Genomic DNA, 21166 nt, shown 5'->3' on the forward strand with positions numbered 1-21166 from the left:
AGCCGGACGAGCGGCTCCGGGTCACCGGTTCGGCCCGCCCCGGCCTCCACCGAAGCTCCGCGGCTTTTCACCCTTTTCGCTCGCCGGCGCCGGACGCCGCCGCCCGTACCGTTATGAAATGATTTTTAGGGTATTAATGCGACGTTTCGCCGTGATGATCGTCGCCGTCGGGGTGCTGGGGACCGGTTCGCCCGCGCACGCGATCGGGTCCGTGCCGCAGCACACGCCCGGTTTCAACGGCACGGTGTGGGCCACCGCATACGCCGGCGACACGATCTACGTCGGCGGTGACTTCACCGCCGCGGTCGTCGACGGCGTGCAGGTCCGGCGCAGCCGTCTCGCCGCGATCAACGCGCGCACCGGCAAGCTGCTCGACTGGGCACCCGCGGCGGACGGCACGGTCCGCGCGATCGCGACCGGCGGCGGCGCGGTCTACGTCGGCGGCACGTTCGGCACGATCGGCGCGACCAAGCGGGACGGCCTGGCCAAACTGGACGGCACCACCGGCACGGTCAGCGCGATGCTCAACCACACCATGACCGGCGCGCCGTACGCGCTGCTGATCGCCGGCAACCGCCTCTACGCCGGCGGCAACCTCACCGAGGTCAACGGCGAGAGCCGCGGCCGGCTCGCCGCGTTCAGCCTGGGCAGCGGCAAACTCGACCCCGCCTGGCAGCCCAAGGCCGACGACCAGGTGCAGGCGCTCGCGTCCGGCGGCGGTCGCATCTACGTGGGCGGCCGGTTCAAGAAGATCAACGGCATCGGCGGTTCCCCGCGCATCGCGGCCCTCAGCCCGTCCGGCGGCACGCTCGACACCGGCTTCAAGACCAAGGCCACGGTCATCGTGTACGGCATCGCGGTCGGCCCGACCGGCGTCTACGCCGCACACGGCGGCCGGGGCGGCACGGTCGCCGGTTACGCGCTGGACGGCACCACGCGCTGGACCATGACCATGGACGGCAACCCGCAGGCGCTCGCGCTGCTGACCGGCACGCTCTACATCGGCGGCCACTTCGACAACATCTGCGCCAGCACCGCCACCGGCAGCCAGGGCAGCTGCAAGGACGGCCAGACCAAGCGCGTCAAGCTCGCGGCCGCCGACCCGTCCGACGGCTCGCTCGAACCGTGGACCGCCCACGGCAACGGCGTGCTCGGCGTCCTCGCCATGGCCGCCAGCCCCGCCCTCGGCACGGTCGCCGCCGGCGGCGCCTTCACCATGATCAACGACACCGCCCGCAAACGCTTCGCCCAGTGGAGCGCGTGAACCGGTCCTCCCGCCTCCGCGCGCCGGCCGCTGCCCACGGGTTCCGGGCGCGAACGCCCCGCAGCTTTGGGCGCGAACGCGCCGCGGGTTCCGGACGCGGACGGCCCCGCAGCTTTTGGGCGCGAACGCGCCGCGGGTTCCGGACGCGAACGGCCCGCAGGTTTTGGGCGTGAGCGCCCGGCGGTTGTCGTGCGGGGGCGCGTGGGGCGGTGGGTGGCCGCGCGGCCGGCGTGGGTTTGTCCGGGGCACGGCGGGACCGGCTCCGCCGCGGCGTCCGGAGCGGAGCGCCAGCGGAGTCGGAGGACACCGCGCGGTTGGCCCGCGGGAGCATGCGGGCCGCACCACCCCGGAAGCGGGCAGATCCAGATCTTGGTCTTCGGGTTCGGGCAGCGGGCCCGCGGGTCAGTACGGGGCCTTGGGGCAGCCGTTGGCCTGCATGTACTCGGCGGAGGCGGCGGCCGGGGACTTGCTGCCCTGTTCGCGCCAGGAGTCGAGGTAGGGGGCAGGCCAGATGGCGCCGCGGCGGATCCACCAGTCGCCGGTCTCGGCGCACGGCGGGGAGATGCCGAAGTGGAGGTGGCAGACGTTGTTGGCGTTGCCGGTCTTGCCGACGTTGCCGAGGCGCTGGCCGGCGCGGACCCGGACGCCGGGCTCGATGCCGGCGTCGACCACGGACAGGTGCGAGCCGTAGTAGCGGACACCGTCGTCGCCGACCAGTGAGACGAAGAAGCCGCCGTTGAGCGGGCCGTCCGGCCGGCCCTTGACGAACGCGTCCTTGCGGCTGATCTCGACGATCGTGCCGGAGGTGACGGCCAGCACCGGGTTTCCGCAGTTCGCGAAGATGTCGGTGGCCGGGTTCGTGGCGTGCGTCGGATGGTAGGACACCGGGCTGCCGGGAACCGGGAAGACGTAGGTGTAGTTCGCGGCCTTCGTCTTCGACGGCGTGGGCGACGGCGCGGCGCTCCGCGACGGGGACGCGGACGGCGACGCCGACGGGGACGCGGACGGTGCGGCCGGCGCCGACCGGGACGGCGGTGCCGGGATCGCGGACGAAGCGGGCGAACCGGCCTGCCAGATCGGTGTGGCCGGCTCCGGGCCGGTGGCGCACCCGCCGGCCACGAGCGTCACCGCCAGCGTCATCGCGACCCCGGCCATCGATGAGATCCGGTTCTGTCCCCGTTGCATGGGGGCCATCTTGGCAGATGGGCACCATGACGCGCGGCCCCAGTAGGCTGTCAAGGGAGGTTCCCGCGAGCATCCAGGAGCGTGGCGACGTGGCGCAACAGCCCGGTTACGGCGATCCGGCCTTCACGGCACCGCCGCCGTTCGAGCCGGGCAACGATCGTTTCGCCGGTCCGCCCGCGATAGTGGCGGCGCGCGAGGCCCACCGGTTCGGGCAGATGGGTGACTACCCGCCGCCGGCGCCGTCCCGGCCGACCTACCGCGAGCCGCACCCGGTGCGCGTGTCGTGGTTCCTGACCGGGCTGGGCGGCGGCGTGTTCTGGATGGTGATCCTGCCACTGCTCGGCACGAGCATCACCGGGTACGGGTGGTGGACGCTGATCGCGGGCGGCGTGGCCTGGGCGGCCGCGGCCGTGCTCGCCCGTGCGGGCGACCGGGGGGCCGCGGCCGGCATCGCGATCAGCGTGGGTCTGGCCTGGGCGACGGCGGCGTACGTGCTGGCCGGCCGCTGGGCCGAGACGGCCGACTGGCCGCTCTGGTGACCATGCCCGGGTGATCAGGCCCGGGTGATCTCCTTGGCGGCCACGCGGGCCTCGTCGGACCACGGCGTCGGGCGCATGGTGGCCGGGTCGAGGCAGACGTTGACCCGGCGGCCCTCCGCGTGCACGACCGAGCCGTCCGCGGAGAGGAAGCGGAACCGGTACTCCGCGCTGGTCGTGCCGAGCTTCTCCAGCCAGAAGTGCACGGCGGCGGGGCCGGCGCCGGCGATCGGCACGTGGAACGTCACGGAGTACTCCCGGATGACGTTGAACGCGTCCGGCTTGGTCGGGCGGTTGCCGGCGAACGTCCAGCCGCGAGCGGCCCACCACTCCAGGATCGCGCGCTCGGCCAGCACGGCGTACCGCGCGTTGTGCAGGATGCCGAGCGCGTCCAGGTCGTCGAAGTGGATCGTGACGGGCGCGGTGACGCCGTACTCGGTGGTCATTCGCTGTGCTCCTCGATTGTTCCGGGGTCGGTGCTCAGTGATCGCAGACGGGCGTGCATGGACCGCAGCGCGAGGTCGTAGGCCGCGTCCGTGCCGGCCAGCCGGGACTGCATGACCGCGGCCAGCCCGAGCGCCTCCGACTCGTACGCCAGCAGCGCCGGGTCGGTCCCCGGGACCAGCTCGCCGGCCTCGATCGCCTCCCGGGCCAGACGTTCGAGCAGGCCGAGCCAGTCCGCCAGGATCTCGGCCAGCCGCTCCTTGACCGGTCCCTCGCGCGCGTTGAACTCGAACTCCGCGTTGGCGAAGAAACACCCACCGGGGAGTACGGAGTCCGCGTAGAACGCGATCCGGCGGCGGTGCAGGGCCCACAGCCGGCGTACGCCACGCGGCTCGCGCAACGCCGGGCCGATCACCCGCTCCAGCCACTGCTCGCGGGCGCGCTCGATGGTGGCGAGCTGCAGGTCCTCCTTGCGGCGCCAGTGCGCGAACAGTGCGGACTTGCTGAGCCGCAGCTCGTCCGCGACCTGCGCGAGGGACAGGCCGTCGAGCCCGTCGCGGGTCGCCAGCGCCACGGCCGTGTCCAGCACCGCGGCCCGGGTGCGGTCACCGCGGGCGAGTCGTCCGTCGCGTGTCACGGCTCCGACGATACAAAAAGACCGACCGGTCGTAAATAATTTCCCGCCCATCTCAGCAGGCTTCCGGAATGCCCTATAAGCGGCCCTTGCAGCGACTAGCGTCACGCGTATCGACGGCTGGTATTCGGGGGGACCCAATGTCGTACTTCGCTGCCGCCCTGGTCCGGGGCCCGAGTGGTTGGTCCGCTTCAGACCTCGCGCTCACCGGGGCCGCGGACACCGAGGACATCGCCGACCGCCTGCGCGACGTCGACCATGACGCCGACCTCAGCCTGCTCTTCGTCGAGTCCGACGACTCCTACCTGGTGATCATGCGACTCGACGAGGGCGAGGACCCGCGCGTCTTCGGCTCCGACTCGATCTTCGCGGAGGAGTCCCGGCTGGGCGCGCTGCTGCTCAGCGACATCGAGATGCCCGCGATCGAGATCCACAGCGAGATCGAGTCGGTGACCGAGGGGGTCGAGGAGGGATCGGCCGCCCCGTCCCACGCGCTGGACGAGCCGGAGATCGACCCGATCGGCGACCCGGACCTGCTCGCCGACCTCGGGATCTCGTCACACGACCTGCTGGTGCTGTGCGGGCGGGAGGGCGTACACCCGTCGGACGTCACCCACGAACTGTGCGAGCAGATCATCGGCAGCGCGGAGGTCGTGGACGAGCTGCGGGAGCACGCGGTCCGGCACTGACCTCGGCCGCGCGCGGGCCTGGATCGGTGCGGATCTTTCCGCCGGGGTTGATCGTCCGGGCGGCCGGGGCGGCCGGCCGGGTGCCGGGAAGAATGCCGATGTGGAGACGCGGCGGGAACGGCACGAGCGGTGGATGCGGCGGGCACTGTCGGTGGCCGCGGATGCGGCCGACGACGTACCCGTGGGGGCGGTGATCCTCGGTCCGGACGGCACCGAACTGGCGTCGGCCCGCAACGAACGCGAACTGACCGGCGACCCGACCGCGCACGCCGAGATCCTGGCGCTGCGCCGCGCGGCCGAGGTCGTCGGCGAGTGGCGACTGACCGGCTGCTCGCTGGTGGTCACGCTGGAACCGTGCACGATGTGCGCCGGCGCGCTGGTCCTGGCCCGGGTGGAGACGGTCGTCTTCGGCGCGTGGGAACCGAAGACCGGCGCGGTCGGCTCCCTCTGGGACGTCGTCCGCGACCGCCGGCTCAACCACCGCCCGGAGGTCTACGCCGGCGTCCTCGAACCGGAGTGCGCCGCGCTCCTGCGCACCTTCTTCGACGACCGGCCCGGCGCTCTCGCCTGATCCGGCACGCTCGCTCTATCCGGCACGCTCGCTCTATCCGGCGCCCTTGCCTGGCCCGGCACCCTTGCCGGGTGCCGGGTCGGGGCCGTCAGGCCGTGACGGCCGTGTCGAGGGCGATCTCGACCATCGCGGAGAACGTCTGCTCCCGCTCCTGCGACGTGGTCTTCTCACCGCGTTTGATGTGGTCGCTGACGGTCAGCAGGGTCAGCGCCTTCGCGCGGTAGCGGGCCGCCGTGGTGAACAGCGCCGCCGACTCCATCTCGACCGCGAGCACGCCGTAGTCGGCGAGCCGGTCGTACAGGTCCATCCGGTCCGTGTAGAACAGGTCCGCCGCGAGCACCGGCCCCACCCGCACCGCGACGTCCCGCTGCTCGGCCGTGGCGACCGCGGTCCGGAGCAGCCCGAAGTCCGCAACCGGCGCATAGTCGATCAGCCCGTCGAACCGCTGCCGGTTCATGTTGGAGTCCGTCGACGCACCGTTGACCGCGATCACGTCCCGCAGGTTCAGGTCGTCGACCAGCGCACCGCACGTACCGACCCGGATCAGCGTCCGCACGCCGTACTCGTTGATCAGCTCGTGGGCGTAGATCGTCGCGGACGGCATACCCATGCCGGACCCCTGCACCGACACCTCGACCCCACGGTACGTGCCGGTGAACCCCAGCATCCCCCGCACGGACGTGTAGCACGTCGCATCCGTCAGGAACGTCTCCGCGATCCACTTCGCCCGCAGCGGATCCCCCGGCATGAGAACCCGCGGGGCGATCTGACCTGGCTCAGCACCGATGTGCACACTCATGCCGCTGATCATGCCAGGCCACCTCCGCCCCCGGTCACCGAAGCGGCTCCCCCGCGCGCAGACCCATGAAGGCGTCCGGTAACGTACCTACCGGTGGTGTGTCCGAGTGGCCTAAGGAGCACGCCTCGAAAGCGTGTGAGGGTTTACGCCCTCCGCGGGTTCAAATCCCGCCGCCACCGCCATCTAGCAGGGCAAACGCCCGGCAGCTGCGCAAGCAGCGGCCGGGCGTTTTCTCGTTTGAAGATCGCTAGGCCCAACTGTCGTCTCAGTTGTCATCCCAGCACCGCTGGCGAAGCATCCGGTGCGAACTGACTTCCGATGCGCCAGAGCGCAAGCCAAGGTCGGAAGCTCGGTGCGGGAGCTGGCATGGCTGCAGTCAGTTCGCGGGGGGTTGCCCTTCCTCAACCTCACCTGACGTGTCGGGAAGCTGAGTGAGGCGCGGAACCGCCGGACCTGTGATTTGCCGGCTGAGAGCGGTCGCTACGCGTGATCGGCGTTTGCGGCTACTGCCATCCCGAGACCCGTCTCTAGGCCTTGCCGGCTGCTTGGCGTCCCAGAATCCTCGAAGGTTTTTCGGCGTGCCACGGTTCGGCCCTGGACGCCGGGGGATGCGGCGTCCAGTTGCCCTAAAGTTTCGGCTTCTCAGGGTTGTCTCATCAGCGTCCCAGTTGGCATCTCATCGCTTCTCAAGATGGCACCTGGGAGCGCATGAGTCGATCCCTCATGTGCTCCCAGTCGGCGACGGATCCGGGTACTGTTTCGACCCATGAGCGACCCGTTCGAAGGCATCCAGGATGAAGATCCACTTAGTGGTGACGGCATGCGCGCCCGTTTCCTGGCAAGCGCGAAGCGCGGCTATGCCCCGCTGCGAAAGGCGTTCGTGCAGAAGCCCGACCCCAAGAAGGCTCGTGCGTCTGTGCTCGCCGCGATGGTGACCGCACGACAGGAACGCGCACTCGACGCCTTCCTCCTCCTTCACGCGCTAGAGCCCGCGCTCGATAAGGATAAACCGCTGCCTCTCGCTACGTGGGCGAAGATGCTGAGCTCCAAGAACAACCGGTGGAGCGCGCAGAATGTCGGCCGCGCCTTCGAGGCGCTAGAGACGCGGCATCTCGTGATCCGCCAGCCGAAGGGGCGGGGCCTTCTGGTCCAGCCCCAGATGGAGGACGGTACCGGTAAGGCGTGGACCAGGCCAGGCTCCGATGCCACAACCGTCGGCAAGGGCTACCTAGTCATCCCGTATGACTACTGGACGAGCGGGCTTGTGGATCAGCTCTCGATGCCAGGCAAGGCCATGTTCTTGATCATGCTGTCAGAGACGACGTTGAACCCAACCTTCTCGATGGCGATCGAGCGGGCGCAGTCCTGGTATGGCATTTCCGAGCGAACGGCGGAGCGCGGCTACGGCGAACTCCGTAAGTATGAGATCGCCGAGGGCCAGACGCTGTTGATGGAGCGACGTCAGCTTGTCGCGGATCACCGCTCTCCGACTGGCAACCGGGCGGTTTGGCATCGAGCGTTGGCCGAGCCGTATAGCCAAGCCGCTCGCGCGGAACTCCAACGCCTGACCCGAGCGGCAGCGCGAAGGAAGGCTAAGACCGAGGCCGCAAAGCCCAGACTGAAGCGGCTCAAGAAGCGCACAAGCAACAAGGCTGGTGCCGTGGAGTCTGCCTCCACTTAAAGAAAAGGAGGTACCGCCGTGTGTGATCACGAGGTGCCTGAGAGAGAAGAGCCTGCACCGGTCAACCGCTGCCAGCGGTCAGCGGTGCAGGCTGCGATCACCGGCGGATGGTCGACGACCGTCCGCCTCATCGCGGTCACGACGGTTCCCGCCGTTGTGACCGCTGCACTGGGAACTGGGATTGAGGCCCTGCTCACAGCTGTACTGCAGTCCTACTTCTAATCACAGTACGACGGCGGGTTGCTGGCAGTCCAGCCAACTGCCAGCAACCCGCTGGTCAGACCACCAGGCCTAACCAGGGCGCCTTCTATCGCTGTTGCTTCTTTGACTTTTTTGACTTCTGACGCTGCTTCGGCTCCCAGATCAATCCGCCAACGCGTTTTGCGATGTCCCGATCAATCTCTGCAGTGATGTGTTGATACCGGGCGGCCATCGATGAGTTTGACCATCCCATGATGCCCATGACAGCACGCTCAGGTACACCGAGAAGGAGCAGAACCGTCGCGGCGGTGTGCCGAGCGTCGTGAAGTCGGCCGTCGCGCAGCCCTGCGAGTTTCAGCAGGCGCTTCCACTCGTCGTAGTCGGTGCGCGGGTTGAGTGGGCCTCCGGCTGGTGTGGCAAACAGCCAACCACCGTCTTGCCACAGTTGAGCTGCCTGCTCTCGCTCGCGATCTTGTTCCTCGCGGTGCTTCTTCAGCAGCGCGATCAATTCATCGGGGAGACCCATGCTGCGACGGCCAGCCCGGGACTTCGTCTCCTTGGTTTCCGCGCGTGCGGGCCGCCGCTCCGGGCAGTGCCCGCCGAACGGCTCTGATGCACCGATAGGTGACATCTGAGATGGCTTGCCATGACGGCGGGCTGGAAGGATGTTGCTGTGCCCAAGCCCTACCCCCGTGAGTTCCGCGATGACGTCGTGCGGGTCGCCCGTGACAGGGACCCCGGCGTGACGGTCGAGCAGATCGCGAAGGACTTCGGGGTCCACCCGATGACGTTGTTCAAGTGGCTGCGCCAGGCCGGCATCGAGGAAGGCGCCCAGCCCGGTGCGAGCCGCAGCGACTCGGTCGAGCTGCGTGAGGCCCGTAAGCGGATCAAGCTTCTCGAACAGGAGAACGAGGTCCTGCGCCGAGCCGCAGCATATTTGTCGCAGGCGAACCTGCCGGGAAAAGGCTCTACCCGCTCGTGAACGAGCTCGCCGACGACGGGATCCCCATCGCGGTCACGTGCCGGGTGCTGAACATCGCTCGACAGCCCTACTACCGGTGGCGTGCCCGCCCGGTCACCGACGCCGAACTGGCCGAGGCCTACCGGGCGGACGCGTTGTTCGACGCTCACCGTGACGACCCGGAGTTCGGCTACCGGTTCCTGGCCGACGAAGCCCGTGCCGCAGGCCAGGCGATGACCGAGCGTACTGCCTGGAAGATCTGTTCCGGCATGGGCTGGTTCAGCACGTGCAGCCGCAAGCGGCGGCGAGGAAAGGGCGGGAGGCCGGGCCCGCCGGTCCACGACGACCTGGTCAAACGCGATTTCACCGCGAGCGGCCCGAACCGGTTGTGGCTGGCCGACATCACCGAACACCGCACCGGTGAGGGCAAGCTCTACCTGTGCGCGATCAAGGACGTATGGTCCAACCGGATCGTCGGCTACTCCATCGACTCACGGATGAAGTCGAGGCTGGCGGTCAACGCCTTGCGCAATGCGGTCACCCGGCGCGGTGACGTGGCCGGTTGCGTGCTGCACACCGACCGTGGGTCGCAGTTTCGTAGCCGGAAGCTTGTCGGTGAACTGCACCGTCACGACATGATCGGATCGATGGGCAGAGTCGGTGCCGCCGGCGACAACGCCGCCATGGAATCGTTCTTCGGCCTGCTGCAGAACAACGTCCTCGACCGCCGGACCTGGCCCACCCGGCAGGCGTTGAGGACCGCGATCGTGACCTGGATCGAACGCACCTACCACCGCCGCCGACGCCAACGAAGCCTGTCCCGGTTGACCCCCATCGAGTACGAGACCATCATGACCCCACCGGCCAGTCAGGCCGCGTGACTTGACCTGTCACCTATTGGTGCAGCAGACCCAACTTCCGACCGCATGTGTTGCCGCAACCGTGCTGCCACCGCGGGCGTTGCCGTGCCCGTCGCACCGTGAGGCGGCCCTTGTTCAGGTCGATATCCGACCAGCGCAACCCGAGCGCCTCGCTCTGCCGTAGTCCGAGTGCAAGGGCGATGGCCCACCGCATGCTGTTTCGCCGCTCGCTGGCAACGGCGAGCAACTTCTGGATCTCCGCGACGGCGTACGGCTCGATCTCCTCGTCGGTAAGCCTCGGCGGCTTCGCGAGCGTCGCCGGATTCCGGATGAGATGACCTCGCCGCACCGCCTCGTTGAGGGCCGTCCGGATCGTTCGGTGAGCCTGGTGCGCTGTGCCAGCCGCGCTGCCAGCCCGCATCATCTGCCGGTACAGCGTCTCCAGGTTCTCCGGCTCCAGCTTTTCGATCCGGTGAGCACCCACCCCCGGAATCAGGTGCTTGCCGACCGCGACCCGGTAGCCGGACAGCGTGTTGTCTGAGACCGACTCGGCCGCGATGTTCTCGACCCAGTGCGTCAGCCACTTCTCCACCGTCCAGCGCTGCCCCACCTTGCGTACGGTGCCGTTCTCGCGCTGCTGCTCCAGCTTCCGTACCTTGTCGTACACCTCGCCCTCGGTCTTGGCCTGAACGTGACGACGATCCGGCTTGCCGTTGTTCTTGACGCCGATCACGACCCTGCCGTGCCAGTAGCCGTCCGCGCCTTTGTAGACAGTCGATGTGCCGTTCGGCTTGCGCGTTCTCATGCCCGCTTCCCCTCAGACCGCGGTGTCAGGTGAGGCGGGGTCGAGCAGGTGGTCGACGTACTCGGTGAGGCACCTGACAGGAACGCGACGGAGCCGGCCGATCGTGACGGAGCGGATCTCGCCGTTCATGACAAGGGCGTACATGGTGGTGCGGCCGATCCCGAGCCGTTGGGCCGCCTCTTCCATGGTCAGCACCATGCGGTCATCGGTGACCTGCATGCGCTCCTCCTGGTGGTCGACCGCGGAGACGAGGTCTGGCAGATCGGTAATGCGAATCGTTATCGGTTGATCCTGCTTGGCGCCGACGCGAGTCGTGCGCACAGTCTTTGCCTTCACTGCGAAGTCCTTTCCACGCTTGTGATCAGGGCCGCGGTCCGGGCCGCCGCCGCGCGGCCACGTCAGCGGCGAGTTCTCGAAGTCGGAGAAGAAGCGCGATCAGTTGCCGTCGTGCTGCGGCTTCGCTGTCGCCGAGCGGGATCTGCATTCGGATCTCCGCCCAGGTCCGGCCGTTCTCGTCGGCGTGCCGGCGCAGCTCGACGAGCCCGAGCCCGTCGCCGAGTTCGATCCGGAGCGCGCGTTGCTGTCTCGCCATGACCGGCCCGCCGCTCAGTTCGTGCCGTCGCGGTAGAGGCGCGCGGCTCGGTTGACCGCGCGGGTGCCGGCCCGCACGCGGAGCCCGGTGCCGTCGCACCTTCGGCAGGCTCGGCTGACCCGTCCGAACTGGCGTCGCGCCCGGCCGGTCCCGCGGCAGACGCGGCACCGTGCGAACGGCCTGATCTGGCAGAGCCCGCAGTAACTGATAGCGACGAGGACGGGTGTGAGGCAGAGCAGGATCCCTAGCAGGTGTGAGGGGTGCACGAGCGCCTCCGTTGCCGGTTTCAGGGCGTGCGAGGGGTAGGCCGCTAGGTTGCTAGCGTCCTGTTCAGTGGGGTTTTGGCCTGCTAGCGGAGGTGCTAGGTCTAGCGGCCCGTGGGTGCTAGACCTAGCACCGGCCGTGGCCTATCCGGCGTCCCGTCGCCGGTTACGTTCCGCGATGGCCGCGAGGAGCTGTACTCTCTCGAAGCCGCGCCGATTGGCACCGAGCCCACTACTCCGGTCGGTGCCCCACACTTGGCGGACCTTGACCCGGTAGGGCTTGAGCGCCACCGTCACCTGTTCGCCGTCCCACCCCGCGTAGGTCTCCGGCCGTAGCTCCGCGAGCCGTGCCGCGACAGTTTCGCACCAGACTTTCGTCTCGTCGCTGAGCACCACGGCCGCGATGTCGTCGAGCACCGACACAGCGGCGACGGCGTGTGGCGCGAACTCCTCCCCGAGCGCATGCCCGGTGATCCGCCCCGCCTCCTCTCGCAGTACACGCGCCCGCCGCACCACACCCTCGGCCGCCGGCCCGTCAACGTTGTAGGTCCGGGTGATCTGCGGCTCGTCGCCCTCCCCCGCGAGATAGCCGATCCCGAGGTCGCGCCGGCTGAACATGGTCGCCCGCACCCCGTTGCGATATGCGCTGGTCCCGAGGACCATGTCGTTTTCCATCTGTCCCATGACCTTGAGGCAGAACCGCAGCACCGCGTTGCCGGAAATCCCTGTCGGCAGCGACTTCGCATCCGGCCGCTGTGTGGCGAACACCGCGATGATCCCCGCTGCCGGGCCGCGCCGGACGAGATCCTCCGCGATCTCCCGCAGTTCCTCACCGTGCTCGGAGTGCTCGAACCAGCGTTGGCACTCGTCGACCACGATCAAGATCGGATGCAGCCGGTACGCCGCACGCGCGGCCAGCTCCGGTGTGATCTTCGATTCCGGGCACAGTTCCCGCGGCAACTCCCGCAGCACGCGCGCTCGCCGGGTCAGCTCCGCCGCCACCTCGCGCATGTCCGCCAGCCCGTACGCGACGTCGTCATCGTCGGACCCGGCCCGGTACCGGTGGCAGACCGGCTCGACCGGCGCGAGATCCCCCATGCCTTTCAGGTCGTATGCGTGGATCTCCGCCAGCACATCCAGCGCCCCGGCGAGCAACAGCAGCCGCGCCGCGACCGTCTTGCCTACCCGCGGAATCGACCCGATCACCATCGAGGCGAACATGAGCGTGACCATGACCGGCCGCCCGCGCTGGTCGGTCCCGAACGGCACCGGCCGGAACAGGCTCGCCGTCCCGCTCTTCAGCAGCGGCCATCCCGGCTGTTCGGCCTTCGACAGATCGTCGTCGCCGACCCACAGCACCAGCCGTCCCGGGTGCACCTCGACGTTGCCCTCCGGCCACACGCATCCGAGCGGCCGGCTGAGCGCGGACGCCAGTTCCTTGCGCTTCTCCACTACCTGATCGACCGTGACCCCGGGCGGCAGATCGAGGACGGCCCGCCATCCCGGCCCGTCCCTGCTGATCGGCTCCGCGAACCGGATCGCGTCCTGCAACCCGCGCCGGGAGATCGCCTGGTTGATCCCGGCGACCCCGAGCGCGCCGAGCGCGGTCAGCACCACGTCGGAGGTCAGCTTCGGCGTCCGCGTCGCCGACACCGCTGCATCGACCAACGGCCGGTCCGCCGGCGTCCCGGCCACCCCGAGCACCGCCACGACCGCGATCAGCACCGCATACCAGGCCGCTTCCGACCCGGCGATCACCAGCAGCCCCGCCGCCGCGATCCCGCCGACCAGGAACGAGACCAGCAGCGCGGTACGTAGCCGTACCCGCGCGTCTCGCTGCCGGGACAGCTTCAGGTACTCCTCCGCGCTCTCCCGGCGCACCGCCGCCGCCCGCACTGGCGCGCCCTCCGCGTCGACCACCCACCGGACCGCACCGCCGACCAGCCGGGCCGCACCGCGCGGCGCCCGGATGACCAGCTTCGCTGCGTACTTCGGGCTGCGCGTCAGGTGGTAGAGGCTCACGTGCGTGTAGTAGGCGACCACCCACCGCACCTGGATCATCAGCTCGGTCCGGGACCGCGCCCACGCCGGGATGATCGGCCGCCGCTTCGTGGCCCGTAGTCCGGCCGCGCTCCACCGGTGCGGTGTGAGCGCGTCCGGTGTGTCGACCGGCGGGGGTCCGCCGGTCAGCTCGGCTTCGTGCCGTACCCAATCGAAGTCGTCAGGGCTTGTCATGATGGTTCCCTCCGCAGAGGTCTGGAAAGGCTGACGAGGAGGCCGGGGCGCGGCCGGAGGTTTGCGAGGCCGGATGGCCGCGCCCCGGGCGGAGCTACCGTTCGATGTCGTCGGTGACCTCACCGAACTCGTCCGTGATCACGGCCGCGAGATCGTCGTACGCGCCGTCGTCGAACGCCGAGACGAAGTCCGACGGCCCGACCGGCAACCCCGTGTCGATCTCCTCGCCGTCCCCGGTGACGACGACCAGTTCGTACGGCGTCACGTACACGTCGCTGAGGTTCGGCACGACGCTGCTGAGGTAGATCGCGATCGGGCACGCCCGGCCGTCGCTGCGCAGCCCGGTCCAGCCGCCCGCGGTCAGGAACTCCGCGACGTCGTTCGTGGTCTCGCCGAGCGCTTCGAGCGCGGAGGCGAGGTGTCGTGCGGTCGCACTCATTCCGGAGATCTCCTTCATGCGGCTTCGATCACGGGGGTACGCAGGTGCCGGCGCACGGTCCGGTCGGTGACCCCGACCCGCCGCGCGATCTCGACCGCGCTCATGTCGGGATGCCGCTCCCGCAACCGCGCGACCGCAGACCCGGTGTCCCGCTTACGTTTCGGCCGCGGAACCACGACCGGCTCGGGTTGTGGCTCGCTGTCCGGACTTTCGCCGGCGCCGTCGTTCGCGGTTTCGGATTGCGGCTCCTCGGCCGTATCCAGCGCGAACGCCGTACCCGTGTCCGGGTCTGTGTCCGTGGTCTTGTCCTGGATTTCCGGCGCCAGCGCCGGACGCTCCGCGCTCTCGGGAGTCGCTGCCGTGGCCGCGTGGATGCGGCCGGAGAGTTCGACCAGGCAGACGGACGCGACCACGACCAGACCATCAACCGAGATCGGGATCAGGTACGGGGCCGCGCCTTCCTCGCCGTAGCGGGCCGCGACGCCCGCCATGTGCCAGTACGACACCCACGCCGCGATTCCCGCGATGATCGCCGTCGCGGCCATCCGCACCGCCGCGAGGCCGCGACGGTGGACCGGCACCCGGGAGATCAGCTCGACGGTGAGCAGCAGCGCGAACGGCGGCCACGCCGCGATGGCCTGGGAGATCGGGTTCGGCTCGGCGTGCAGGACGTTCGCCGCGACCGAGGTCGCGACGCCGAGCAGGACCGCACCCCGCACGCCCCACCGCACCCTGATCAGGTGTGTGTCCGTCACTGGCCACCGCCGAGCGAGTTCCCGATCGCGGTCATCCCCGACCGGACGCCGTCGACCAGCGCGTGTGCCGGGCCGGTCAGGACCCCGTCGGCGCCGGCGACGACCAGGCCGAGCATGAACGCGCACAGCGCCGTGCACACGATCCGGCCGCGGGTCTTGCGGTCGGTGACCAGCACCGCGAGTAGCCCGAGCAGGATCAGGGAGAAGATTCCGAGACTCATCGGAGCCTCCAATCCGTGGCGAGGGACGTCATCGGGTCCGCACTGACCCGCAGGGATCTCATGCCGCGCGGTCGGTCGACTCGGTCAGCCGGGCGACCAGGATCGCGGCCTCGTGCAGCACGCGACGCTCCGCGAGCCGCAGCCGGCGCCAGTCGATCGCCGTGGGCCGGGGCTCGGTCGTCAGGACCTGAATTTCGGCCCTGACCAGCTCCATCTCCGCCTCGATCAGCGGCCACTCCCGCTCGATCGCCGTCAGATGCTCTGGCGTCGGACCCGGCTCGCCGTCGGCGAAGCGCTGGTTGTTGGTGCTCATGAACGTGGTTCCTCTCAAGACGAAGTCGATGGAACGGCACGGCACCGCGATTACAACGTGACGTTGTATTCGACGCTGCGGATGCTACAGCTTGACGTTGTATTCGTCAATCGACGATTACCTACCCGCTCACGCGGCGCAGACCGTGATGATGCGAGCGCGCGGCTCGCGGCGAGACTCGCGTAGGCTCGCCCGTGATGGCCGAGACGACTGACGACAGCCTGCCCGCCGACTGGTGGACGACCGAGGACGTACTCGCGTACCTGCGATCAGCTGGCGCGCCGATCAGCCGCGCCACCTGGGCCGCCTACGTTTCCCGCGGCCAGGCCCCCGCCGCCGACCGCATGTTCGGCCGCTCCCCGGCCTGGCGCCCCACGGCCGTCCGTGACTGGCAGGCGTCCCGGCCGCGGCGCGGCTCGGTCGTCTCCGACTGAAGCATGATGCTCAACCTCCCTCCGAAGCGTTCCTCCGTTGACAACCAGTCAACCGGAGACGCCGCGCGCCGCCGATGAAGGCAGCGCACATCATCGATGCGTTATCGGTGCAGCGATGGTGCGGCTTGCTTCGGGGCAGGGAGCGATCAGACGTGATCTCGTGCACGTCGTTCGACCCGGCGCATAAGGCCGGGAACATGGCGAGTGCCTGGCCGCAGCGCCGGCCAGGCGAACATCACGAGTAGCCGAGCTGCTCAGGCGCCCGCGATTGCCATCTTCCGATCTCAGCCAGGGCTCGGCGAATCAGCGGGAGTTGGTGGAGTTCGAAGATCCAGCAAGTGTGCTCGTTTCCGTTCAAGGTGTTGAGCAGGACGCGGTTTGGCTTGTCAGGATCTCCGAAGCGCCCGATGGTCCGGATGAGTTGTAGGTCGATGGCCTCCGCGTCGACCTCGTCCCTAGAGCCACCGGCAGCGATGATCTGCCTGTCGGATCGATGCCTCCAGCCCCGCACTTCGCCGCCGGAGCCGACGCACCACATAGGGTGCGATAAGTCATCGGTTCCCATATACGTCTCACTATGTGCTGAGAGGCGTTCGAGTTCCTCGGTCGCCGTGATCAAGCGAGCGATGCGCTGCTCGGTCAGCACCAGCCGCTTGCGGTTGCCGTCCGCTTCTTCGAAGCTCATCATCACGGTCTCGGCGTCAGCTTCGGATGGCTGCACAATCCAGACCCGAATTTCGGTGAGGTCATCGGAACGGTGCGCGAGGAGAACGCTGGACCGATGCCGGCGGCCCGGCAGCTCGATCCCCGTGCACCAGACCGGATGCTCGTCGGAGTAGCGCCCGAGCACGGCATCGAGCGTCCCCGTCCGTCCCGCCTCGATGAAGTCGCGAATCGCGGAACGGGAGACCAGTAGGGCCGGCCCTGCCGGATCGGCCGAGCTACGTAGGGCGACATCACCTTTCGGCGCGTGCGTGACTTGCAGGTGTGCAGCGCCAACGGTGATGTCGCCACCGGCGGGAAGCCAACCGTCGACCGCGTCGGCATGGTCAAGGTGCGTCATTCGGCGCCACTTCCAGCTCAGGAACGAAGGAGGTGTGCCGCCGCACGTGGTGCCCTCAGCCGGGCGGCGGCACACCGGTGTCGGGCGCGCCGCTGTGCCCTTCCGGGTGTGCGAGCCAGGAAGAGCGGCGCGCCTCCGCTCGATCGCGCCTACGGCGATCGAGCGAGGGCCTACGCGGATCGGCGCAGTGCGGGCGCTTCCGCGTCGGCCGAGTGAAGCTGCTCCAGCAGGTGGGCAAGCTTGCGCAGCAGGACGGCGTGCTGAACCAGTGTCAGCGGCGGCCATTCCAGCACCACGCCATCGGTGCGCATCTCGACCAGCGTCCGCGGCCGCGCATCCCCCTGACTCGCGCCCAGCGCGAGCCAGACCCGGATGACGTCCCCGTTGTGCTCCTCGGCCGCCTCCACCTCCCGCGACCGGTGCGGCTCACCCGCACTCTCCATCCGGGTGCACCACGAGGGATGCCCATCGACCACGGCGCGGCGCTCGCCGGCTCGGCGCAACCGCCGCAGCTCCGCCAACGCGGCGATGAACGCCCTCGTCAGCCCGACGGTCAGTGTCCGCCGGGCACGCATCTCCACGTCCTCGACCTCGACCGTGACGACCGCCGATGCCGCATCACTGCCGTACAGCGACGTCAACCAGGCCTGTACGGACGCGTCGTCGAAAGCGTCCGGCCGCACCACGACCGGGAGTGACCGATGCTCGCCCGGGTCGGCGGCGCACCAGCCGGGGTGTTCGCGTTCTGCCTCTTCCACTCTCCTCGTCCCCTCTGACGAAGTGATCGTCTGTTCACCGGCGCTCACCGGACCGGCTCCGGTAGCCACCCGGTAGGCCGTACGGCATCGGCCAGCGCCGCAGTGCGGACCCAAGCGCTCGTCTCGCCACCCGGCACACCATCGGACCGGACCACCACGCCCTTGACCCGCAGCCATTCGAGCGTGGGCACCCTCCGGTACTCCTCGCCGATTTCCGTCACGCGCAGAGACAGCCGTCCGCCGTCCCCGCGATGATCGAGCGGAGCAAGGTCGAGCACCGTGCCCGGCACGATCTCCGGGCGACGCTGCGGCGCCACCGCCCCGGCGCTCACGACGGCCACCGTCCGCCGTGACCACGCGCCCGCTGCCCCGGGGTCAGCCGGAACGGCTCATAGCGGGTCGTCGGCCCATTCCAGGCAGGCTCGCTGTGACCGCGGTACGGCACCGGAACCGCACGCGAGACGACCCGGATCGGCTCGTCAGAATCGTGCGGGTTGAAGAACCACTTGATGCGCTTCCATGGACGCATCGCGACCTCCAAAGGTCCGGACGGACATGCATGAGCGGCTGTGCATTTCGCTGTTGAGGCACCACTCAGCCGGTCCGTCCCGGTCGCGGCTTTCGTAGAGCTGGCGCCCTTGCGCAGACCCGGCGGCACGACGGCACCCGTTGCGGGACGAAGCGCCGCCGCACCGGTCTGCGGGCAGCCAGCACCGGCGCGTCTAGCCCTAGAAACACCGAAAGGTGCTGGCTGCGCGACCGAAGGTACACCTGTCTAGACGACACGTCTAGACGTGTGGTTCGCTAACCTCGTCTATACGAGTTCAGGAGCGGCGTAGGGTGACCGACGTGTCTAGCCCGCACCCCGACCGTCCGCGCTACCGCACGGTCGCCGACGAACTACGCCGTCGCATGCTCGCCGGCACCATCCCCGCCGGCTCACTGCTCCCCAGCGAAACCGCCCTGATGAACGAGTTCGGCGTATCTCGCGGCACCGTCCGCGAGGCGATCGGCCTCCTCCGCGCCGAAGGCCTCGCCGTCACCGAACAGGGCCGCGGCACCTACGCCCGCCCCGTCATGCCGGTCCGCCGGCTCGGCTCCGACCGCTACCGCCGCGAACTCGACCAAATCCGCGGCGCCACCCAGCCCGAGACCTCGTTCACCGCGGACCAGGCGGTCCGCTGGTCGGAGTACACACTCGACAAGGAGTTCGCCGAAGTCCCCGCTTCCGCCGCACGCGCGGAACTCTTCGGGGTCGAGAACGGCACGATGCTGTTGGAGCGCCGCTTCGTCTTCCGCGCCCACGGCGTGCCCCAGCAAATGTCTGTGTCCTGTCTGCTCTTGGCTGACGTCGCCGGGACGCCGGTCGCCGACCCGGAGAACGAACCGTGGCCCGGCGGCAACACCGCCCAGCTCCACAGCCTCGGGATCGTGATCACCGGAATCCGCGAACGGGTGCGCGCCCGCATGCCGGTCCGCGAAGAAACCGACACCCTGCGAATCCCATCGGGTACGCCAGTCGTGACGATCACCAGGCAGACCTACGCCGGCGAGCGCGTCGTCGAGGTCGCGACCGACATCGTCATCCCCTCCGACCGCGTCGAGCTGGACTACTGGATCGACCTCGGCTGAGAGCGGTGGCTTCGCTCGCCCATGGGTCGCCTTGCTGATGTCGAACACGCCGATGTGAGGCTGTGGCGTCCACACAACGACAATTCAGGGGTTGGTCTTATAGTGAGTCCATGAGATGCACAGCACCCAGCCAGGGCCACCGCACCTCCAGCGGTGCCGCCGCATGCCCCGTCCATGGCCGATCGTCGTACTCGCCCTACTCACACCCGTCCAGCTACGCCTCGCCAGCCTCATCCCGCAGCGGTGGCGGAAGCGGGTCCTCCGGCGGGGGCGGCGGTCGATCGGCACGACCTCGATGGTCGCCAGTCAACTCACCCGTTGCCTATACCTCAGAGGAAGTTGCGGCGCTGGATCGCTACCGCAGCAAGGTCGAAGCCGTAGGACCTCGGGCTAAGTCCTACGATCTGTTCCTCTGTCACGCCTGGGACGATCGGCGTGGGGCCGCGACTGAACTGCACAACTTCCTCGAAGGTGAGGGTGTGTCGGTCTGGTTCAGCGAGAGGGACATCATCCTTGGTCAGCCCTTCATGCGGGAGATCGATAAGGGCCTTGCCAAGACGCGCATCGGCCTCGTCCTGATCACGCCCGCGCTTCTTAGGCGCATCGAGAACGGCGGGGTATCCGAGAAGGAACTCTCGGAACTGCTGTCACGTGACCTGCTGATTCCCGTAGCGCACGGGGTCACTTACGAGGAGATTCGATCGGTCAGCCCGCTCCTCGGCTCCCGTAACGGGCTGAGCACAGGAGAGGACTCCATGGAGGACATCGCCAAGAAGATCGCCGAGCTGATCGCCTTGTAGGCTTCCCGGCGTCACTGAGGTGATCTCAACGAGGACTTGCGGCGCGGTTCTGCTGTAGACACGGGCATATCGGGTCGAAGCGGATGGTGCTGGATATGGGCGTGGAGCCATCGATAGACAGGTTCTTGCGACGGAACAGGTCTACGAGAGGGCTCCACGTGATCGCTTATCCTGCCATGCTCGACGTGCCCAGGGAACTGGTGCGCTACCTTGCCCAGCTGCTGTCCGCCGAACGGCGGGCGAGGGGCACCCGTCGCGGGACACGGTCGTTGACCTGCTTCTACCAGGCGCTGCTGGTCATAGTGTGGTTCCGCAAAGCCGAAGACGCCACGGTGCTGGGCGCCGGGTTCGGGATCTCCCGGGCCACCGTTTACCGGTATCTCGCCGAAGGCATCACCGTGCTGTCCGCCCAGGCACCTGATCTGCATGAGGCGTTACAACGGGCCGCCGACGAGGGCTGGGCGTTCGTCATTCTGGACGGCAAGCTGTTCGACTGTGACCGCCTCGCGGAGACCGCCACCAGCGTGAAGGGCGAGACGATCGACGCCTGGTACTCGGGAAAGCACCGGGACTTCGGCGCGAACGTCCAGGCCGTCATGCGCCCTGACGGGCTGATCATCTGGACCTCACCGTCACTGCCCGGGCATATGCATGATCTCAGCTGCGCTCAGCAGCTGGGCGTCACCGCCGCGTTGAACTGGGCCGCCGCCGAACTGCAGCTGCCGGCCCTCGCCGACGCCGGCTACGAAGGAGCAGGTCACGGCATCAAAACCCCCACCAAACAACCGGCCGGCGGCCGGCAACTCGCGGTGGCGAACCGGACGGTGAACCGGCTGCTACGCGGCCTGCGCTGGCAAGGCGAACGCGGCTTCGCCATCCTCGTCGGCCGCTGGAAAACGCTACGCCATACCACCGCCAGCCCACGACGAATCGGTGACATCGTCGCCGCCGCACTTCACCTCACCCACTTCGAATACCGAATCCTGCCCGAAACTCACTGAGATCACCTCACTAGACGGCTCTCCAGCGAT

The 21166-nt window shown here is 68.8% G+C and carries 24 protein-coding genes, 1 tRNA gene and 2 pseudogenes; 11 read left to right on the forward strand and 16 right to left on the reverse strand.

Annotation, left to right across the window (positions count from 1 at the left end; translation table 11 throughout):
- The first annotated feature begins 136 nt into the window (after positions 1 to 136).
- A complete protein-coding gene (locus J2S44_RS17560; RefSeq protein ID WP_310414887.1) occupies positions 137 to 1264 on the forward strand; it encodes a PQQ-binding-like beta-propeller repeat protein in 1128 nt (375 codons plus the stop codon).
- A gap of 402 nt (positions 1265 to 1666) precedes the next feature.
- Here J2S44_RS17560 and J2S44_RS17565 read toward each other — a convergent pair whose 3' ends face one another.
- A complete protein-coding gene (locus J2S44_RS17565; protein WP_310414890.1) occupies positions 1667 to 2449 on the reverse strand; it encodes a M23 family metallopeptidase in 783 nt (260 codons plus the stop codon).
- Between the two features lie 89 nt (positions 2450 to 2538).
- On the opposite strand from J2S44_RS17565, the gene J2S44_RS17570 reads away from it, so the two are divergent.
- On the forward strand, positions 2539 to 2988 hold the full coding sequence (locus J2S44_RS17570) for a hypothetical protein (RefSeq protein ID WP_310414892.1): 450 nt from the start codon (positions 2539 to 2541) through the stop codon (positions 2986 to 2988).
- Positions 2989 to 3002: 14 nt separating this feature from the next.
- On the opposite strand, the gene J2S44_RS17575 is transcribed toward J2S44_RS17570, so the two are convergent.
- Both J2S44_RS17575 and J2S44_RS17580 read right to left on the reverse strand, forming a co-directional pair.
- Positions 3003 to 3431, reverse strand: a complete 429-nt coding sequence (locus tag J2S44_RS17575; RefSeq protein ID WP_310414895.1) for an acyl-CoA thioesterase — start codon at positions 3429 to 3431, stop codon at positions 3003 to 3005.
- Positions 3428 to 4066 carry a TetR/AcrR family transcriptional regulator gene (locus tag J2S44_RS17580; RefSeq protein ID WP_310414898.1) on the reverse strand — a complete coding sequence of 213 codons (639 nt, stop codon included), beginning with the start codon at positions 4064 to 4066 and terminating at the stop codon, positions 3428 to 3430. The genes J2S44_RS17575 and J2S44_RS17580 overlap by 4 nt, the downstream gene beginning before the upstream one ends.
- Before the next feature lie 137 nt (positions 4067 to 4203).
- Here J2S44_RS17580 and J2S44_RS17585 point away from each other — a divergent pair, with 137 nt between their 5' ends.
- Complete coding sequence (locus J2S44_RS17585; protein ID WP_310414901.1) at positions 4204 to 4752, forward strand: tRNA adenosine deaminase-associated protein; 549 nt, start codon at positions 4204 to 4206, stop codon at positions 4750 to 4752.
- A 133-nt stretch (positions 4753 to 4885) separates the two neighbouring features.
- Positions 4886 to 5323: a nucleoside deaminase gene (locus J2S44_RS17590; RefSeq protein ID WP_374727992.1), complete on the forward strand. Its 438-nt coding sequence runs from the start codon at positions 4886 to 4888 to the stop codon at positions 5321 to 5323.
- 88 nt (positions 5324 to 5411) lie between these two features.
- Here J2S44_RS17590 and deoD read toward each other — a convergent pair whose 3' ends face one another.
- Positions 5412 to 6122, reverse strand: a complete 711-nt coding sequence (deoD, locus tag J2S44_RS17595) for a purine-nucleoside phosphorylase (RefSeq protein ID WP_310414906.1) — start codon at positions 6120 to 6122, stop codon at positions 5412 to 5414.
- 92 nt (positions 6123 to 6214) lie between these two features.
- Between deoD and J2S44_RS17600 the strand changes: the two genes are divergently transcribed.
- Both J2S44_RS17600 and J2S44_RS17605 read left to right on the forward strand, forming a co-directional pair.
- Positions 6215 to 6304: transfer RNA gene (locus J2S44_RS17600), tRNA-Ser, on the forward strand.
- Between the two features lie 584 nt (positions 6305 to 6888).
- Positions 6889 to 7803 (forward strand): hypothetical protein, encoded by a 915-nt coding sequence (locus J2S44_RS17605; RefSeq protein WP_310414910.1) that lies wholly within the window; start codon positions 6889 to 6891, stop codon positions 7801 to 7803.
- Between the two features lie 307 nt (positions 7804 to 8110).
- Here J2S44_RS17605 and J2S44_RS17610 read toward each other — a convergent pair.
- Positions 8111 to 8632: pseudogene (locus J2S44_RS17610) on the reverse strand (tyrosine-type recombinase/integrase); the annotation flags it as partial.
- 45 nt (positions 8633 to 8677) lie between these two features.
- Here J2S44_RS17610 and J2S44_RS17615 point away from each other — a divergent pair.
- Positions 8678 to 9846 (forward strand): IS3 family transposase gene (locus J2S44_RS17615; RefSeq protein WP_310409493.1). Its coding sequence is split into 2 segments (ribosomal slippage): positions 8678 to 8962 and positions 8965 to 9846, totalling 1167 coding nucleotides; the frame shifts between segments, so codons are not numbered across the junction.
- Positions 9847 to 9874: 28 nt separating this feature from the next.
- Here the strand turns inward: J2S44_RS17615 and J2S44_RS17620 are convergent.
- The 8 genes and pseudogenes from J2S44_RS17620 to J2S44_RS17655 form a co-directional block, all read right to left on the reverse strand.
- Positions 9875 to 10630 (reverse strand): annotated as a pseudogene (locus J2S44_RS17620) (site-specific integrase); the annotation flags it as partial.
- 12 nt (positions 10631 to 10642) lie between these two features.
- The gene (locus J2S44_RS17625; protein WP_310414916.1) at positions 10643 to 10966 is read right to left on the reverse strand and encodes a helix-turn-helix domain-containing protein; all 324 of its coding nucleotides are present in this window, start codon (positions 10964 to 10966) and stop codon (positions 10643 to 10645) included.
- 25 nt (positions 10967 to 10991) lie between these two features.
- Positions 10992 to 11222 (reverse strand): hypothetical protein, encoded by a 231-nt coding sequence (locus J2S44_RS17630; RefSeq protein WP_310414919.1) that lies wholly within the window; start codon positions 11220 to 11222, stop codon positions 10992 to 10994.
- Positions 11223 to 11629: 407 nt separating this feature from the next.
- Positions 11630 to 13720, reverse strand: a complete 2091-nt coding sequence (locus J2S44_RS17635; protein ID WP_310414922.1) for a cell division protein FtsK — start codon at positions 13718 to 13720, stop codon at positions 11630 to 11632.
- 94 nt (positions 13721 to 13814) lie between these two features.
- A complete protein-coding gene (locus tag J2S44_RS17640; protein ID WP_310414925.1) occupies positions 13815 to 14159 on the reverse strand; it encodes a hypothetical protein in 345 nt (114 codons plus the stop codon).
- A 14-nt stretch (positions 14160 to 14173) separates the two neighbouring features.
- Positions 14174 to 14914, reverse strand: coding sequence for a DUF2637 domain-containing protein (locus J2S44_RS17645; protein ID WP_310414928.1), 741 nt, complete (start codon positions 14912 to 14914; stop codon positions 14174 to 14176).
- A complete protein-coding gene (locus tag J2S44_RS17650) occupies positions 14911 to 15135 on the reverse strand; it encodes a hypothetical protein (protein ID WP_310414930.1) in 225 nt (74 codons plus the stop codon). The genes J2S44_RS17645 and J2S44_RS17650 overlap by 4 nt, the downstream gene beginning before the upstream one ends.
- A gap of 58 nt (positions 15136 to 15193) precedes the next feature.
- Positions 15194 to 15448 carry a DUF6284 family protein gene (locus J2S44_RS17655; protein ID WP_310414933.1) on the reverse strand — a complete coding sequence of 85 codons (255 nt, stop codon included), beginning with the start codon at positions 15446 to 15448 and terminating at the stop codon, positions 15194 to 15196.
- Positions 15449 to 15645: 197 nt separating this feature from the next.
- Here J2S44_RS17655 and J2S44_RS17660 point away from each other — a divergent pair, with 197 nt between their 5' ends.
- A complete protein-coding gene (locus J2S44_RS17660; RefSeq protein ID WP_310414936.1) occupies positions 15646 to 15882 on the forward strand; it encodes a helix-turn-helix transcriptional regulator in 237 nt (78 codons plus the stop codon).
- Between the two features lie 235 nt (positions 15883 to 16117).
- On the opposite strand, the gene J2S44_RS17665 is transcribed toward J2S44_RS17660, so the two are convergent.
- The 3 genes from J2S44_RS17665 to J2S44_RS17675 all read right to left on the reverse strand — a co-directional run bounded on the left by J2S44_RS17665 (position 16118) and on the right by J2S44_RS17675 (position 18035).
- On the reverse strand, positions 16118 to 16945 hold the full coding sequence (locus J2S44_RS17665) for a DUF397 domain-containing protein (RefSeq protein WP_310414939.1): 828 nt from the start codon (positions 16943 to 16945) through the stop codon (positions 16118 to 16120).
- 170 nt (positions 16946 to 17115) lie between these two features.
- Entirely contained in the window at positions 17116 to 17751 is a 636-nt protein-coding gene (locus J2S44_RS17670) for a hypothetical protein (RefSeq protein ID WP_310414941.1), read from the reverse strand.
- A complete protein-coding gene (locus tag J2S44_RS17675) occupies positions 17748 to 18035 on the reverse strand; it encodes a hypothetical protein (protein ID WP_310414944.1) in 288 nt (95 codons plus the stop codon). The genes J2S44_RS17670 and J2S44_RS17675 overlap by 4 nt, the downstream gene beginning before the upstream one ends.
- 508 nt (positions 18036 to 18543) lie before the next feature.
- Here J2S44_RS17675 and J2S44_RS17680 point away from each other — a divergent pair.
- The 3 genes from J2S44_RS17680 to J2S44_RS17690 all read left to right on the forward strand — a co-directional run bounded on the left by J2S44_RS17680 (position 18544) and on the right by J2S44_RS17690 (position 21136).
- The gene (locus J2S44_RS17680; RefSeq protein WP_310414947.1) at positions 18544 to 19335 is read left to right on the forward strand and encodes a GntR family transcriptional regulator; all 792 of its coding nucleotides are present in this window, start codon (positions 18544 to 18546) and stop codon (positions 19333 to 19335) included.
- Positions 19336 to 19445: 110 nt separating this feature from the next.
- A complete protein-coding gene (locus tag J2S44_RS17685; RefSeq protein ID WP_310414950.1) occupies positions 19446 to 20135 on the forward strand; it encodes a toll/interleukin-1 receptor domain-containing protein in 690 nt (229 codons plus the stop codon).
- 176 nt (positions 20136 to 20311) lie between these two features.
- Positions 20312 to 21136: a transposase family protein gene (locus tag J2S44_RS17690; RefSeq protein ID WP_310409445.1), complete on the forward strand. Its 825-nt coding sequence runs from the start codon at positions 20312 to 20314 to the stop codon at positions 21134 to 21136.
- The last annotated feature ends 30 nt before the right edge of the window (positions 21137 to 21166 follow it).

Origin of the sequence: Catenuloplanes niger (genome assembly GCF_031458255.1) — a bacterium.
GTDB classification, from domain to species: Bacteria; Actinomycetota; Actinomycetes; order Mycobacteriales; family Micromonosporaceae; genus Catenuloplanes; species Catenuloplanes niger.